This window comes from Superficieibacter sp. BNK-5, from assembly GCF_047456055.1.
GTDB lineage: Bacteria > Pseudomonadota > Gammaproteobacteria > Enterobacterales > Enterobacteriaceae > Superficieibacter.
This window is the reverse complement of record NZ_CP179893.1, coordinates 2,327,503-2,342,233: the sequence shown is the minus strand read 5'-3', so window position 1 is coordinate 2,342,233 and position 14,731 is coordinate 2,327,503. Positions and strand designations below refer to the sequence as shown.

The window sequence follows — 14,731 nt, the reverse complement described above, 5'->3', positions numbered from 1 at the left end:
GCTTTATCCTTAACGACGCACGCCGGACGCGGCGGCGCGTTCCAGCACCCGCTGTGCGTGATCGATAATCGGCGCATCCACCATTTTGCCGTTGAGCGATACCACGCCCAGCCCGTTACGCTCGCCCTCTTCTGCCGCTTCAATCACTAATTTCGCGTGATCAACCTCGTGCTGCGTGGGCGCGTAAGCGTTATGCAGCAGATCGATCTGCCGCGGATTAATCAGCGATTTGCCGTTAAAGCCCATTTTGCGGATCAATTCGACCTCGCGCAGGAACCCGGCCTCGTCGTTCACGTCCGACCATACGACATCAAAAGCATCAATACCGGCGGCGCGCGCGGCGTGCAGCACGGCGCAACGGGCGTAAAACAATTCGGTACCGTCGCCGCGTTCGGTTTGCATATCCATTACGTAGTCGAAGGCCGCCAGCGCAATACCAATCAGGCGCGGCGTGCTGCGGGCTATGGCTACCGCGTTAATCACGCCAATCGCCGATTCAATGGCGGCCATCACGCGGGTTGAACCCACTTCGCGGCCACAGTCACGCTCAATGCGCTCCAGGTGGCCTTCGAGTTCAAAGATATCGTCCGGGGTATCGGTTTTTGGCAGGCGGATAACATCCACGCCGCCCCGCACTGCCGCTTCCAGATCCAGCAAGCCGAACGGCGTGCTCAGCGGATTAATACGCACCACGGTTTCGATATCCTGATACATCGGATGCTGGAGCGCGTGGTAAACCAGCAGACGGGCGGTATCTTTCTCGCGCAGCGCCACGGCATCTTCCAGGTCAAACATGATGGAGTCCGGGCGATAGATAAACGCGGTGGAGAGCATGGCGGCGTTAGCGCCCGGCAGGAACAGCATACTGCGACGGAGTTTGCTCATGACAGCGCCCTCCAGTTGATAACCTGTTCTTCGCCAGCACGCAGTAATGCCCCCTGGAGACGGGCGCGGATCACACAGTCCAGCGCGCCTTTATCTTCAATAATAATCAGCCCCTGGCGCACCTCCATTGCCTGCAAGGTTTCCTCAACGACCCGACGGATCTGATCGCCAAACTGCTTCATCACTTCACTGTGGATGATAATCTCCAGCTCGCCGTCAGCAGGGGCGATTTTCACCATCAGGTCGCTGGATTCCTGCGTACCGGCCAGCGCCTCCCTTACAATTTTCATAATGCCTTCCTGAATGTTAAACGGCTTCCGCGCTGCGGTAATGCGCTTCAAGGTGCGCGAAAGTCGATTGCGGAACGATTTCCTGAATACGAGAAAACCGTTCTGTTTTAAGTAAGCGGCGTACTTCTGAAGCCGAAATAGGATTTCCGGCAGCCTTAATGCGCGGCAGTTCCACAACGTCAATCCGGTCGCATAACAGCGTATGCAGCGTCTGGTTGTACTCGCGGGTAACATCGCAGAACGGCTCCGATCCGACGAAGCGGTGGGTAATGCCCAACGCCGGAGCGATGCGATCGCGAAAAATCAGCGCGTCGATTTCGCTCCATGCCTGCTGCACCTTTCCGCTCTCCTTGAGAAAATAGGCCGGAAACGTGGCGCGGGAGATGATGTATTGCGAGCCTTCATGCACCGTCACGTTCGGCAGATGGGCGACACCCGCGCGCACCATTCTCAGACGATCGGGGAACGGGAAAAACGACGCGTCCTCCTGCACCACAAACAGATGCAGCCAGTCGCAGCGCTGCGCGGCCTGCTCCACCAGATAACGATGCCCGAGCGTAAACGGGTTGGCGTTCATCACGATCGCCCCAATCCGTTCGCCGGGCTGACGCTGCTTTTGTAGCAAACGGCAATAGCGGGCGATTCCCTGCGGCGTGTTTTCCATCAGCACCGCATTGTTGCCGCTTTGCGCCACTGGCCAGAAGCCGCTGCGGGCAAAGCGTTCTTTATTACACGGGCGGGTACACAAGAAGAGATGGAAATGGCCGCGGGTCAGCGCGGCATTCTCCACTTCCGCCAGCAGGCGCGCGCTCAGGTTTTCCCCGCGCTGCGTCTCATCCACCGCCACGCATTTAATGACGTTGGCGGCAAGTCCGGCGCAGCCGACCAGACGAGAACCGGACCAGGCCTCAACAAACAGCGAAATATCGCTATCTAATCCCAAACCGCTGTCCGCCAGCAAAAGACGGATCTGACGCAACCGTTCGGGATGTTGCGAAACGAACGCCAGGCGGAAGTTGATATCGGTTTGTGAGTACATCGTGCCGCCTTACTTAGTGCGCTGCCGTCAGCATTTGCGCTGGCGCTTCCATGATGATATTGCTCAGATGACCGATATGTTCGATCTCCACTTCAATACGATCGCCCTCTTTCATAAACAACGGCGGGTTGCGCTTTTTCCCTACCCCACCAGGTGAACCGGTGATGATCACATCGCCGGGACTTAATCGGGTGAAAGTGCTGATATATTCAATCAGTTCGGCGACCTTGTGGATCATGCTGCTGGTATTGTCCTCCTGCACCATACGGCCATTCAGCCAGGTGCGAATCGCCAGTTGGTGCGGGTCGGGAATTTCATCGGCGGTCGCCATCCATGGGCCAAACGCACCGGTCTGACGCCAGTTTTTCCCGGCGGTAAACCAACTGTGCTGCCAGTCGCGGGCAGATCCGTCCATGTAACAGCTGTAGCCTGCAACGTGGCGTAGCGCATCCTCGCGGCGAATGTTCTCACCGCCTTTGCCGATAATGACCGCCAGCTCGCCCTCATAGTCGAATTCGCAGGAATGGCGCGGTTTCAGTACCGGCGCGTTATGTGCTGTCTGCGAGTCGGGAAAGCGCACGAACAAGGTGGGTGCCGGGTTATGCTGATCAAACTCCTTGCGCTTGTCGGCATAGTTCATGCCGACACAGAGGATTTTTTCCGGCTGCTCAATGACCGGCAGAAAAGTAACGGCCTCCATTGCCACGTCTACCGCGTCGTTAAGATAGCGGGTCGCTTCAGTCAGTCCATTCCCCTGAAGCAGCGCTTTGAGGTCGCTGTAGCGGTCGCCCAGGCGTCGGCGTAAATCAATCATGCCTTCGGCTTTCACAATGCCGTAGCTGCGAACGCCCTGATAAAGAAAACTTGCGAGTTTCATGTTTATTTCCTGAGTACATCAATTAAACGAGGAAGTTGCCCAGTACCAGCAGCGAGACCGAGACGTTAATCGCCCCGCCGATACGCGTCGCAATCTGCGCGAACGGCATCAGGCTCATACGGTTACCGGCGGTGAGGATGGCGACATCGCCGGTACCGCCCTGCCCGCTCTGACAGCAGGAGACAATGGCGACATCAATGGGATGCATGCCGATTTTTTTGCCCACCAGAAAGCCCGTTCCCACCAGCATGCAGACGGTGCTGACAATTACCAGCAGGTTGCTCAATGTGAAGGCATTGACCAGCTCCTGCCACGGGGTGATGGCCACGCCAACGGCAAACAGGATGGGATACGTCACTGACGTCTGGAAGAATTTGTAAACGACCTGCGAACCTTCAAGCAGTCGTGGAGATGCGCCGTTGCACAGCTTGACCAGCACAGCGACGAACAGCATGCCGACCGGCGCAGGCAGGCCAATCAGTTTATGGCCCAGCATACCCAGCATATACAGCAGCACAGCCAGCAGCGCCCCTGCCGCAATGGTAGTGACGTCTGTTTTGCCGGAGAACGCCGGTTGTGAAGACTGGCTATCGGCATTGGCGCGATTTGGCATCAGTTGACCTTCACCCGTCAGATGCGGATAGCGCTTGCCAAGCTGATTAAGGCAGCCAGAAATAATGATGGCCGTCAGACCGCCCAGCATGACCATCGGCAGTACGCGTCCGAGCGCAACGCCCTGATCCATATGCAGCAACGTGGCATAACCGATGGAAAGTGGAATGGCCCCTTCCCCGACGCCGCCCGCCATGATGGGCAGAATGATAAAGAAGAAGATCTGGAACGGCTCAAGTCCCAGCGCCATCCCCACGCCCATGCCGACGATCATGCCGGCGATTTCACCGCACAGCATCGGAAAAAAGATCCGCAGGAAGCCCTGGATAAGCACGGTGCGGTTCATGCTCATGATGCTGCCAACAATAATGCAGCAGATATAGAGATAAAGAATGTTGGTGGATTTATAGAATTTGGTGGTCGATTCCACCACCACGTCCGGCAGCAGACCATAATGGACCAGCGCGGAGGGAATAAACGTCGCGCAAATCGCCGCCGCGCCCAGCTTGCCGACAATCGGCAGACGCTTGCCGAATTCACCGCAGGCAAAGCCGAAGAAAGCCAGTGTGGCGACCATCACCACAATGTCGCTCGGCAGCTTACCGCCCAGACAGTCAATGGCGATTAACGCCCCGGCTAACAAAAACAGCGGCAGCGGAATGATACCGATTTTCCAGCTGTCCATGATGTGCCACCAGCGCTCTTTCAGCGACGGACGAGGGATATCGATCGGATCGTGGGTAACAATAAATGAATCGTCAGTTGTGCTCATAATCAAGCCCCTTAGTTATTTTGTACGGCAAGCTTAATGTTGCAGCCCCTGACATAATGTGAGATTCAGCATATTAAAATCGAAGTTTTAATGGCCTCTATGGTTTTAATGGTTTTATTTTTCCGGTGTGATTTAACTCTTATTTATTGGCGTGGTTTTTATGGTTTCTTTTCCAATTTGAACAAACAAATAACATTTAATTCGCTACCCGTTTTAAAACGCCATTTCGGGATTAAGCCGCAGCAGATGGGCTGTGCAAGGGATCACAACTTTCTGGTAAAAAGCATGACCTCCGCCAAAAAGGTGATACATTACATTCCTTTATTGCTACCGTTGTGAGAACAATGAAATTATCCTTTCAGATAAAGTTATTTATTTCGCTGGTTGCATTTTTCTCAGTGCTATTCGTTCTGCTGGGTAGCTATTATTATATCGACGTTGGCCGGCAGCTCTATCAGGAAATGAGTTTACGCGCCAAAATACAGGCAGCAGAGATCGCCCTTATTCCCGGCTTGCCTGAGGTGACGGCCCAAAAAGATATCCCGGCCATTCATGCTTTTATGCAAAAAATAGCGACCCAAAGCGATGCCAGCTTTATTGTCATTGGTGATAATAAAGGCGTGCATCTCTTTCACTCGGTCTATGCGAATCGCGTAGGAACCACCCTGGTCGGTGGCGATAACGAAGAGGTGCTCAACGGTAAAAGCACCACCACTATCCGTAAAGGCGGGCTGGGCATTTCGCTGCGCAGCAAAGCACCGATTTTCAACGCCGCAGGCCAGGTAGTAGGGATTGTGTCAGTGGGCTATCTCACCAGTTATCTTGACACCATCACCGTCAGTAAAATGATCAATATCCTGGTTGCCGCCGCGCTGTTGCTCGTTGCGCTGTTTGTTTTTTCATGGTTTTTTACCCGCAGCATTAAAAAGCAGATTTTCTCCCTGGAGCCACGGGAAATCGGCCTTCTGGTACGCCAGCAAAAGGCGATGATGGAATCTATTTATGAAGGCGTTATCGCTATCGATAGCCAGATGCGGATCGAAGTCATTAATCAGGCCGCCAGGAAACTGCTCGGCTTAAGCCAGCCTGCGCGCGAGCTGCGCGGCCAGTTAATCAGCGAGGTGATTGCCCCAGTTCCTTTCTTCGCTGCGCGGACGCTGCTGGCGAAGGATACTCACGACGAGATTTGCCGCTTTAACGAACTGACGGTGATCGCCAGTCGGATTCGGATCATGCTGGAGGGCGCATTGCAGGGATGGGTAATTACCTTTCGCGATCGCAACGAAATCGACTCGCTTAGCGCGCAGCTAAGTCAGGTGAAGCGCTACGTGGATAACCTGCGTATTATGCGTCACGAACAGCTAAACCGCATGACCACGCTTTCCGGGCTGCTGCATATGGGACGGTATGACGAGGCTATCCGCTATATTCAGGCACAGTCGGAGCACGCCCAGGAGCTACTGGATTTCATCTCCTCACGCTTTAGCTCGCCGACACTGTGCGGTCTGCTATTGGGCAAAGCGGCACGCGCGCGGGAAAAAGGCGTTGAACTGAATTTTGACCCGGCCTGTCGAATGGACAGACCGTTCACCGGCCTGGCTGAAGCGGAACTGATCTCTATCATCGGCAACCTTCTGGATAATGCCATTGAAGCGACCCAGCGCGCCCCGCTCCCGCATGAGCCGGTCGAGGTGCTGATTAAACTCAGCGACAGCGAATTGATTATCGAAGTGGCGGATCGGGGCGTCGGTATTACGCCTGAGATCCGCGAGCGAATTTTTGAGCGCGGCATGACCACCAAAACCCGTGGCGACCATGGGATTGGGCTTTACCTGATTGAAAGCTACGTCACCCAGGCGGGCGGTTCCATCGAAGTTGCCGATAACATGCCGCGTGGCGCTATTTTTTCGTTATTTATTCCCGCCCGGCACCCCACTCAGGAACTGGAAGAGACCCACTATGCAACATAAACTTATCGATGTACTTGTCATTGAGGACGAACCGACCCTGGCCCAGCTTCACGCCGATCTCATCAATAAGCATCCTCGCCTGCGGCTGGTCGGGATCGCCTCATCACTGGCCGATGCGCAGGAAAAGCTGACCGCGCTTCAGCCACAGCTGGTCCTGCTGGATAATTATTTGCCGGATGGCAAAGGCATCACGCTTATCAGTCACCCTTTGCTGCTAAGCGCCAATTGCACGGTGATTTTCATCACCGCCGCCAGCGATATGGACACCTGTAGCCAGGCCATACGCAACGGCGCGTTCGACTATATTCTTAAACCCGTGTCGTGGAAACGCCTCAGTCAGTCGCTGGAGCGCTTCGTGCAGTTCGCCGAGCAGCAGCGGGTCTGGAAGATTGTCGATCAGCAGAACGTGGATTCGCTGTACCAGCTTCAGGCTAAAAACTACCGGCTGGATAACAGCAATAAAGGCATCGAAGAGAATACCCTGGCGCGGGTGCAGAAACTGTTTAACGACCGGGCCACGCACTGTTTTTCGGTGGACGAGGTAGTGAGCGAGACCGGATTAAGTAAAACCACCGCCCGGCGTTATCTTGAACACTGTGTGGAAGCGGGATATTTAAACGTTGAGATGCTGTACGGTAAAATTGGCCATCCACGGCGGATGTACACCCGGACGCAGACATAGAACAGGCGGACGTGTGGAGCACATGGCTGGCGATGAGGTACGGCGTTAGTCCGGTGCCACCTGCCTGCCGGATGGCGGCTGCGCCTTATCCGGCCTACAAAACCTACATTATCAACACGTTATCTCATTACCGTAGGCCCGGTAAGCGCAGCGCCACCGGGCATCAGGGCACAGCGTTAACATAATTGTCGCCGCCAGCGCCTGGAGTAAAGTGCTACACCGTAAACCCCATCATCATGCCAGTATCCTCGTGCTCCAGCAGATGACAGTGCGCCATATAGGCAAATTCCTTCGGCGCGTCATGATCGAAGCGCACCAGCACCTCGCTCACGCCGCCGTCAACGTTAACCGTATCCTTCCAGCCGGAACGGTGCGCGGCGGGCGGACGGCCGTTTTCTGAGAGAATACGGAACTGGGTGCCATGAATGTGGAACGGATGTAGCATCATGTCGCCCTCGCCGGAAATCACCCAGCGCTCGAACTGGCCTTTCTGCGCGGCGAACAGCGGCGTGGTCATATCAAAGGCTTTACCGTTAATCCGGTTGGCATTGTGGAAGTCAAAACCGTGTCCGCCATGCTGCATCCCGGCCATGCCGTCGTGATTCATCCCGCCATGATTCATGCTGCCGTGATTCATATCGCCGTGCGCCCTGCCGCTCATCGCCTGCGCGCCGTATTTCTCCTGCAACGCCTGCATTCCCATCATGTCGAGCATCGGGTCCATGGAAAGCTGGAATTTACGCTGAGTGAGGTTATCAAGCGCGGGTAGCGCAGGCACGTTGACCAGCGCATCCGGAAGCGTCCCCGAGGCGGCAATACGCAGCGGCTGCACGCGCAGCACCGGCTGCGGCTGGTCGAAAGGCGCGACCGTCATCCCCATCTGGTCAACCGGCAGCGTCAGCAAATCAAACGGCTTGCCGTCGCGGGTATCGACCAACACTTCAAAACGCTCGCCCATCAGCATCGGCAGCTCCGTGACCTTCACCGGCTCGGCCAGCAATCCGCCGTCGCTGGCAATAACGTACAACGGGCGTTTATCGCTGGCGGCGATGTTCAGCGATCGTGCGTTACAGCCGTTCAGCAGACGCAGGCGCAGCCAGCCACGCGGCGCGGAATGCTGAGGATAGCGCGCGCCGTTGGTCAGCAGCGTATCGCCAAACCAGCCGACGGCAGCGGTCATAATATCCAGCTGATAACCAATTTCGCCGCTGGCGGTAAACCGTTTGTCCTGCATAATCACCGGCACATCATCAATGCCCCACTGCTGCGGCAGGCGCAACTGGCGGCTGTCGTCATCCTCAATGAGTACCAGTCCCGCCAGCCCCATCGCCACCTGATGCCCCGTTTTACCGTGCTGATGGGGATGAAACCAGCAGGTCGCCGCCCGCTGCGTGGGGGTGAAGGTCACCGAACGCGATTCTCCCGCTTTTATCACGCCCTGAGGACCACCGTCGACTGCGCCGGGCACTTCCAGCCCGTGCCAGTGGACGGTGGTCTCCTCGGCCAGCGTATTATGAATATCCACGCTGACGGCTTTCCCCTGACGCAGGCGAATAGCGGGGCCGAGCAGCGATCCGTTATAGCCCCACGTCTGCGCAGTAATTTCGCCAAAGGTTGATTTCCCGGCCTGGACGATAAGCCGGATGCGGTTGCGCGCATCGGCGGTTAACAGTTCCGGGATCGGCAATGCCGGACGTTCAGCGGCAAGCACGCTCCGGCTCCAGAGAGGCAGTGCGCTAAACGCTCCAATTACAGCGGAATATTTTAAAAAATCGCGGCGTTGCATGGTATCTTCCTCATCTTCAGCGGGCAGGTTACTGAGCTTAAACCCTCCCCTAACCGGAACGTCAAGCGCAACAGCGATAATAAAATTCACCACCCTGACCCGAGGTGTGCTAACGTTGCATTTCCGTAAGTAGTGGTAGATATAATGAAGACTTTTTTCAGAACAATCGTTCTCGGAACCCTGTTGGCATTATCCACAAACAGCTATGCGCTTAGCGAGTCCGAAGCCGAAGATATGGCCGATCTGACGGCAGTGTTTGTGTTTCTGAAAAATGACTGCGGCTACCAGAACTTACCTAATACGCAAATCCGTCGGGCGCTGCTTTTCTTTGCCCAGCAGAACCAGTGGGATCTGAGTAACTACGAAACGTACAACATGAAGGCGCTGGGTGAAGACAGCTACCGCGATCTGAGCGGCATCAGCATTCCTACCGCCAAAAAATGTAAAGCGCTGGCGAAAGATTCCCTCAGCCTGCTCGCCTACGTCAAATAATCTTCCTTCGCTATACTCATTCTCTTTGTGGTGAAACATTGACCGTGCATACTCGGTCAATGTTAGCTATTATGTTGCGCCCATTTTTCATGGGTGTTAACGAGGGAGAAAATCATGACCGATAACAACAGGTGGCATGAAACGCTGCACGACCAGTTTGGTCAGTATTTTGCCGTGGATAACGTGCTGTACCATGAGAAAACCGATCATCAGGATCTGATTATTTTTGAAAACGCCGCCTTTGGCCGCGTGATGGCGTTGGATGGCGTGGTGCAGACCACCGAACGCGACGAATTTATCTATCACGAAATGATGACCCACGTTCCGCTGCTGGCGCACGGCCATGCGAAGCGTGTACTGATCATCGGCGGCGGCGACGGTGCCATGCTGCGAGAAGTGTCGCGCCATAAAAACATTGAAGCCATCACGATGGTGGAAATCGACGAGGGCGTCGTCTCCTTCTGCCGCCAGTATTTGCCGAACCACAATGCGGGCGCTTATGACGATCCGCGCTTCAGCCTGGTGATCGACGACGGCGTGAATTTTGTTAACCAGACCACGCAAACGTTTGATGTGATCATCTCCGACTGCACCGATCCGGTCGGACCGGGCGAAAGTCTGTTTACTTCAGCGTTCTACGAAGGCTGTAAACGCTGCCTGAACCCCGGCGGAATTTTCGTTGCGCAGAACGGCGTCTGTTTTCTCCAGCAGGATGAAGCCATCGGCAGCCACCGCAAACTGAGCCAGTATTTTAGCGACGTGAGCTTTTATCAGGCGGCGATCCCAACCTACTACGGCGGCATCATGACCTTCGCCTGGGCGACTGACAACGAGGCGCTGCGCACACTCTCCACCGAGATTATTCAGGCCCGCTTCCATCAGGCGACTCTCACCTGCCGCTATTACAATCCGGCGATTCATACGGCAGCCTTTGCCTTACCACAATATTTGCAAGACGCACTGTCCGCACAGTGATTCTAAGGGGGTGATAAAAATTGAAAAAAATAAAGCTGCATGGCTTTAACAACCTGACCAAAAGCCTGAGTTTTTGTATTTACGATATCTGCTACGTCAAAACGGCAGAAGAGCGTGATGGTTATATCGCCTATATCGACGAACTCTATAATGCCAACCGCCTGACCGAAATTCTCTCTGAGACCTGCTCCATTATCGGCGCGAATGTGCTTAACATCGCCCGCCAGGATTATGAACCGCAGGGTGCCAGCGTCACGATTCTGGTCAGCGAAGAGCCAGTCGATCCGCAATTAATTGATAAAACCGAGCACCCCGGCCCGCTACCTGAAGCGGTCGTCGCGCATCTGGATAAAAGTCATATCTGCGTACATACCTACCCGGAAAGCCATCCGGAAGCCGGTTTATGCACCTTTCGTGCAGATATCGAAGTATCTACCTGCGGCGTAATTTCCCCGCTCAAGGCGCTGAATTATTTAATTCACCAGCTTGAATCCGATATTGTCACCGTGGATTACCGCGTGCGTGGATTTACCCGCGATATTAACGGCATGAAGCATTTTATCGATCATGAGATCAACTCCATCCAGAACTTTATGTCCGACGATATGAAGTCGCTGTATGACATGATGGACGTGAACGTTTATCAGGAAAATATCTTCCATACCAAAATGCTGCTTAAGGAGTTCGATCTTAAGCACTATATGTTCCATACCCGCCCGGAAGATTTGACGGCAGAGGAGCGCAAAGTGATTACCGATCTGCTGTGGAAAGAGATGCGCGAGATTTACTACGGCCGCAATATTCCTGCGGTGTAAGCAAGTCGCGGAGCAGGGAAGCTCCGCCAGAATTATTTTTGCTGTACAAATACCCGGTATGCTGCCACCACCTGCAAAAAGTCCTCGACGCCGCACAGCGACAGGCTTTCTTCATCGTAGTAGCTCATTCCTTCTTCAATCTCGTCGCCGGAAAACTCCAGCTGATTGGCGCGGATCAGCACCTCTTCTTCGTCCATCCATAGCGTGTATTCATGGCCGGTACGCTGCCAGCTGCGCTCGCTGCCTTTAACCGCTTGCGCTGCCTGCTCCACTTCATCCAGCAGGGCAAAATTTTCTTTCACTTCTTCGTTAAACCAGTGCCCCACAACTTCGTGGCCCATCGACATACGCACTTTTACCACTCCGGTAACATCGCGCAAAAATTCGTATTCCATCATGTATTCCTCTGCAATCACAATGCGCCACTGCTGCATTGCCAATAGGGTAATTATCGCAGCACGGAGGAAGAAAAACAGCGGGACGGACACAAGGAATGCAATAAAAAAACCCTTCCGCCAGGGAAGGGTTTTATCGCGTGCCAACAGCCTTACGCTTACACCGCGGTCTGGAAAATCACCCCATCCGCTTTCTCAGTATACTGTTCAAGCTGATCGAAGTTCAGATAGCGGTAGGTATCCACCGCCGTCTTATCCACCTGCGCCACGGAGTTCAGGTACTCTTCGCGCGTCGGCAGGCGGCCAATCAGTGCCGCAACCGCCGCCAGTTCGGCAGAGGCCAGGAAGACGTTCGCGCCGGTACCCAGACGGTTCGGGAAGTTACGGGTTGAGGTGGAAACCACCGTCGCACCGTCCGCCACGCGCGCCTGATTCCCCATGCACAACGAACAGCCCGGGATTTCGATACGCGCACCGCTCTTACCGAAGACGCTGTAGTAGCCCTCTTCTGTCAGTTGGGCCGCATCCATACGGGTTGGCGGTGCTACCCACAGACGGGTCGGCAACTGGCCCTGATGCGCATCCAGCAGCTTGCCTGCCGCGCGGAAGTGACCGATGTTGGTCATACAGGACCCAATAAACACTTCGTCGATCTTCTCGCCCGCCACGTCGGAGAGCAGACGCGCATCGTCCGGATCGTTCGGTGCGCAGAGGATCGGCTCGTGAATATCCGCCAGATCGATTTCAATCACCGCCGCGTATTCGGCATCGGCATCAGCTTCCAGCAGTTGCGGATCGGCCAGCCATTTTTCCATGCCCTGAATACGACGCTCGATGGTGCGACGGTCGCCGTAACCTTCGGCGATCATCCACTTCAGCAGCACAATGTTGGAGGTCAGGTATTCGGTGATCGGCGCTTTATCCAGCTTGATGGTACAACCTGCCGCCGAACGTTCGGCGGAGGCGTCCGCCAGCTCGAATGCCTGCTCAACTTTCAGCTCCGGCAGACCTTCAATTTCCAGGATGCGGCCGGAGAAGATGTTTTTCTTGCCCTTCTTCTCAACGGTCAGCAGGCCCTGACGGATGGCGTACAGCGGAATGGCGTGAACCAGGTCGCGCAGGGTAATGCCCGGCTGCATAGTGCCTTTGAAACGCACCAGCACCGACTCCGGCATATCCAGCGGCATGACGCCAGTCGCGGCGGCAAACGCCACCAGACCAGAGCCTGCCGGGAAGGAGATCCCAACCGGGAAGCGGGTGTGGGAGTCGCCGCCGGTGCCGACGGTGTCCGGCAGCAGCATACGGTTCAGCCACGAGTGAATGATGCCGTCGCCTGGACGCAGCGACACGCCGCCACGGTTCATAATAAAGTCCGGCAGCGTATGGTGGGTGGTCACGTCAACCGGCTTCGGATAGGCCGCCGTGTGGCAGAAAGACTGCATCACCAGGTCCGCGGAGAAGCCCAGACAGGCCAGATCTTTCAGTTCGTCACGGGTCATCGGGCCGGTGGTGTCCTGGGAGCCTACTGAGGTCATCTTCGGTTCGCAGTATTCGCCAGGGCGCACGCCGGCGGTACCGCAGGCGCGGCCCACCATTTTCTGCGCCAGGGAGAAGCCTTTGCTGCTGGCCTCAACCGGTTTCGCAGAGCGGAAGACGTCGCTGTGCGGCAGGCCCAGCGCTTCACGCGCTTTGGTGGTCAGGCCGCGGCCGATAATCAGCGGAATACGGCCACCGGCGCGCACTTCGTCGATCAGTACGTCGGTTTTCAGTTCAAAAGTCGCCAGCAGCTCATCGGTCTGATGATTACGGACTTCACCTTTGAACGGGTATACGTCGATGACGTCGCCCATGTTCAGTTTATTAACATCCACTTCAATCGGCAGCGCGCCCGCATCTTCCATGGTGTTAAAGAATATAGGCGCGATTTTGCCGCCCAGCACCACGCCACCGCCGCGCTTGTTCGGCACGTTCGGGATGTCGTCGCCCATAAACCACAGCACCGAGTTGGTGGCGGATTTACGCGAAGAGCCGGTGCCCACGACGTCGCCGACGTAGGCCAGCGGGAAGCCTTTTTGCTGGAGCGCTTCGATCTGCTGGATCGGGCCAATGCTGCCGGGTTTATCCGGGTAGATGCCATCGCGGGCGTTTTTTAGCATTGCCAGCGCGTGCAGCGGGATATCCGGGCGCGACCAGGCATCCGGTGCCGGGGAGAGATCGTCGGTGTTGGTTTCGCCGGTCACTTTAAAGACGGTGACGGTAATTTTTTCGGCCAGTGCCGGACGGCTCAGGAACCAGTCGGCATTTGCCCAGGAGAGCATCACCTGCTGCGCGTGTAAATTGCCCGCTTTGGCTTTTTCTTCGACGTCATAGAAGTTATCGAACATCAGCAGGGTATGGGACAGCGCGTTAACGGCCAGCGGGGCCAGCGCGTCGTTGTCCAGTGCCTCGATCAGCGGATGGATGTTGTAACCGCCCTGCATGGTGCCCAGCAGTTCAATCGCTTTTTCCGGGGCAACCAGAGGAGACTGGGCTTCGCCTTTGGCGACAGCGGCCAGAAAACCGGCTTTAACGTAAGCGGCTTCATCAACGCCTGGCGGGACACGGTTTTCTAACAGATCTAACAGGAATTCTTCTTCGCCAGCAGGCGGATTCTTCAGCAGCTCAACTAACCCGGCCATCTGGGTTGCATCTAAGGGCTTCGCTACAATCCCTTCAGCGGCACGCTCAGCTACGTGCTTACGGTATTCTTCTAGCACGACGGTTCTCCTCGCTCTCATTGTCATAGTGCGGTAGGCGATTCTCTTCACGCTCCTGTGAGACAGCAGTTTGTAGGGTAAATGCCCGGTACCGCAACGGGCAGAATAGCAGGATTTTAGCGGTGTGTTAATCTGTTTACAAAAAAGCAACATTAAATATTTGCTGAATCGTGAAAAGAGATATACGGCTGGCAAAATCCGCTTTTTGTCGGGCAAAAATAGGGGCCTTGCAATGTTTGTATACACTCTATTTGTCCGGATCCCGCCAGGTTAAGCACCGATCCCTGTTTACGTCAAAAAACAATCGGAACGGAGAATATACTGCCGCCATTGTTACGCCATTCGGCGCGGCGCTCTTTACTGACGGGTATCTATCGATACCGGG

At 55.4% G+C, this 14,731-nt stretch carries 13 protein-coding genes; 5 read left to right on the top strand and 8 right to left on the bottom strand.

All coding sequences use genetic code 11. The features are described from left to right. Positions 1–9 precede the first annotated feature (9 nt). The 5 genes from citE to ACMGGS_RS11185 are packed head-to-tail and all read right to left on the bottom strand — an operon-like array spanning position 10 to position 4,475. The gene (citE, locus tag ACMGGS_RS11205) at positions 10–885 is read right to left on the bottom strand and encodes a citrate (pro-3S)-lyase subunit beta (RefSeq protein WP_176918012.1); all 876 of its coding nucleotides are present in this window, start codon (positions 883–885) and stop codon (positions 10–12) included. After that, positions 882–1,175, bottom strand: a complete 294-nt coding sequence (gene citD / locus ACMGGS_RS11200) for a citrate lyase acyl carrier protein (protein WP_176918011.1) — start codon at positions 1,173–1,175, stop codon at positions 882–884. The genes citE and citD overlap by 4 nt, the downstream gene beginning before the upstream one ends. A gap of 16 nt (positions 1,176–1,191) precedes the next feature. Beyond that, positions 1,192–2,214 (bottom strand): [citrate (pro-3S)-lyase] ligase, encoded by a 1,023-nt coding sequence (gene citC, locus ACMGGS_RS11195; protein ID WP_414166109.1) that lies wholly within the window; start codon positions 2,212–2,214, stop codon positions 1,192–1,194. Between the two features lie 13 nt (positions 2,215–2,227). After that, positions 2,228–3,091: a fumarylacetoacetate hydrolase family protein gene (locus ACMGGS_RS11190; RefSeq protein ID WP_414166108.1), complete on the bottom strand. Its 864-nt coding sequence runs from the start codon at positions 3,089–3,091 to the stop codon at positions 2,228–2,230. Positions 3,092–3,113: 22 nt separating this feature from the next. Then, entirely contained in the window at positions 3,114–4,475 is a 1,362-nt protein-coding gene (locus ACMGGS_RS11185) for a 2-hydroxycarboxylate transporter family protein (RefSeq protein ID WP_414166107.1), read from the bottom strand. Positions 4,476–4,819: 344 nt separating this feature from the next. Between ACMGGS_RS11185 and ACMGGS_RS11180 the strand changes: the two genes are divergently transcribed. Both ACMGGS_RS11180 and ACMGGS_RS11175 read left to right on the top strand, forming a co-directional pair. Then, positions 4,820–6,445: an ATP-binding protein gene (locus tag ACMGGS_RS11180; RefSeq protein WP_414166106.1), complete on the top strand. Its 1,626-nt coding sequence runs from the start codon at positions 4,820–4,822 to the stop codon at positions 6,443–6,445. Continuing rightward, positions 6,435–7,127, top strand: a complete 693-nt coding sequence (locus ACMGGS_RS11175; RefSeq protein ID WP_414166105.1) for a response regulator — start codon at positions 6,435–6,437, stop codon at positions 7,125–7,127. Before ACMGGS_RS11180 ends, ACMGGS_RS11175 begins: the two co-directional genes overlap by 11 nt. A gap of 214 nt (positions 7,128–7,341) precedes the next feature. Here ACMGGS_RS11175 and cueO read toward each other — a convergent pair whose 3' ends face one another. After that, positions 7,342–8,913, bottom strand: a complete 1,572-nt coding sequence (cueO, locus tag ACMGGS_RS11170; protein ID WP_414166104.1) for a multicopper oxidase CueO — start codon at positions 8,911–8,913, stop codon at positions 7,342–7,344. Positions 8,914–9,057: 144 nt separating this feature from the next. On the opposite strand from cueO, the gene ACMGGS_RS11165 reads away from it, so the two are divergent. From ACMGGS_RS11165 to speD, 3 genes are all read left to right on the top strand, one after another. Then, the gene (locus tag ACMGGS_RS11165) at positions 9,058–9,405 is read left to right on the top strand and encodes a YacC family pilotin-like protein (RefSeq protein WP_176918004.1); all 348 of its coding nucleotides are present in this window, start codon (positions 9,058–9,060) and stop codon (positions 9,403–9,405) included. A 114-nt stretch (positions 9,406–9,519) separates the two neighbouring features. Then, the gene (gene speE / locus ACMGGS_RS11160; protein WP_194207794.1) at positions 9,520–10,380 is read left to right on the top strand and encodes a polyamine aminopropyltransferase; all 861 of its coding nucleotides are present in this window, start codon (positions 9,520–9,522) and stop codon (positions 10,378–10,380) included. A 20-nt stretch (positions 10,381–10,400) separates the two neighbouring features. After that, positions 10,401–11,195 (top strand): adenosylmethionine decarboxylase, encoded by a 795-nt coding sequence (gene speD, locus ACMGGS_RS11155; protein ID WP_194207795.1) that lies wholly within the window; start codon positions 10,401–10,403, stop codon positions 11,193–11,195. Between the two features lie 32 nt (positions 11,196–11,227). Here the strand turns inward: speD and yacL are convergent, their stop codons facing one another. Both yacL and acnB read right to left on the bottom strand, forming a co-directional pair. Further along, positions 11,228–11,590: a protein YacL gene (gene yacL, locus ACMGGS_RS11150; protein ID WP_414166249.1), complete on the bottom strand. Its 363-nt coding sequence runs from the start codon at positions 11,588–11,590 to the stop codon at positions 11,228–11,230. Positions 11,591–11,748: 158 nt separating this feature from the next. Beyond that, entirely contained in the window at positions 11,749–14,346 is a 2,598-nt protein-coding gene (gene acnB / locus ACMGGS_RS11145; protein ID WP_414166103.1) for a bifunctional aconitate hydratase 2/2-methylisocitrate dehydratase, read from the bottom strand. Positions 14,347–14,731 lie beyond the last annotated feature (385 nt).

Bases quoted from the DNA above. Each gene is read 5' to 3' on its own strand.
- citE (WP_176918012.1), bottom strand. From the start codon at position 885: ATGAGCAAACTCCGTCGCAGTATGCTGTTCCTGCCGGGCGCTAACGCC.
- citD (WP_176918011.1), bottom strand. From the start codon at position 1,175: ATGAAAATTGTAAGGGAGGCGCTGGCCGGTACGCAGGAATCCAGCGAC.
- citC (WP_414166109.1), bottom strand. From the start codon at position 2,214: ATGTACTCACAAACCGATATCAACTTCCGCCTGGCGTTCGTTTCGCAA.
- ACMGGS_RS11190 (WP_414166108.1), bottom strand. From the start codon at position 3,091: ATGAAACTCGCAAGTTTTCTTTATCAGGGCGTTCGCAGCTACGGCATT.
- ACMGGS_RS11185 (WP_414166107.1), bottom strand. From the start codon at position 4,475: ATGAGCACAACTGACGATTCATTTATTGTTACCCACGATCCGATCGAT.
- ACMGGS_RS11180 (WP_414166106.1), top strand. From the start codon at position 4,820: ATGAAATTATCCTTTCAGATAAAGTTATTTATTTCGCTGGTTGCATTT.
- ACMGGS_RS11175 (WP_414166105.1), top strand. From the start codon at position 6,435: ATGCAACATAAACTTATCGATGTACTTGTCATTGAGGACGAACCGACC.
- cueO (WP_414166104.1), bottom strand. From the start codon at position 8,913: ATGCAACGCCGCGATTTTTTAAAATATTCCGCTGTAATTGGAGCGTTT.
- ACMGGS_RS11165 (WP_176918004.1), top strand. From the start codon at position 9,058: ATGAAGACTTTTTTCAGAACAATCGTTCTCGGAACCCTGTTGGCATTA.
- speE (WP_194207794.1), top strand. From the start codon at position 9,520: ATGACCGATAACAACAGGTGGCATGAAACGCTGCACGACCAGTTTGGT.
- yacL (WP_414166249.1), bottom strand. From the start codon at position 11,590: ATGGAATACGAATTTTTGCGCGATGTTACCGGAGTGGTAAAAGTGCGT.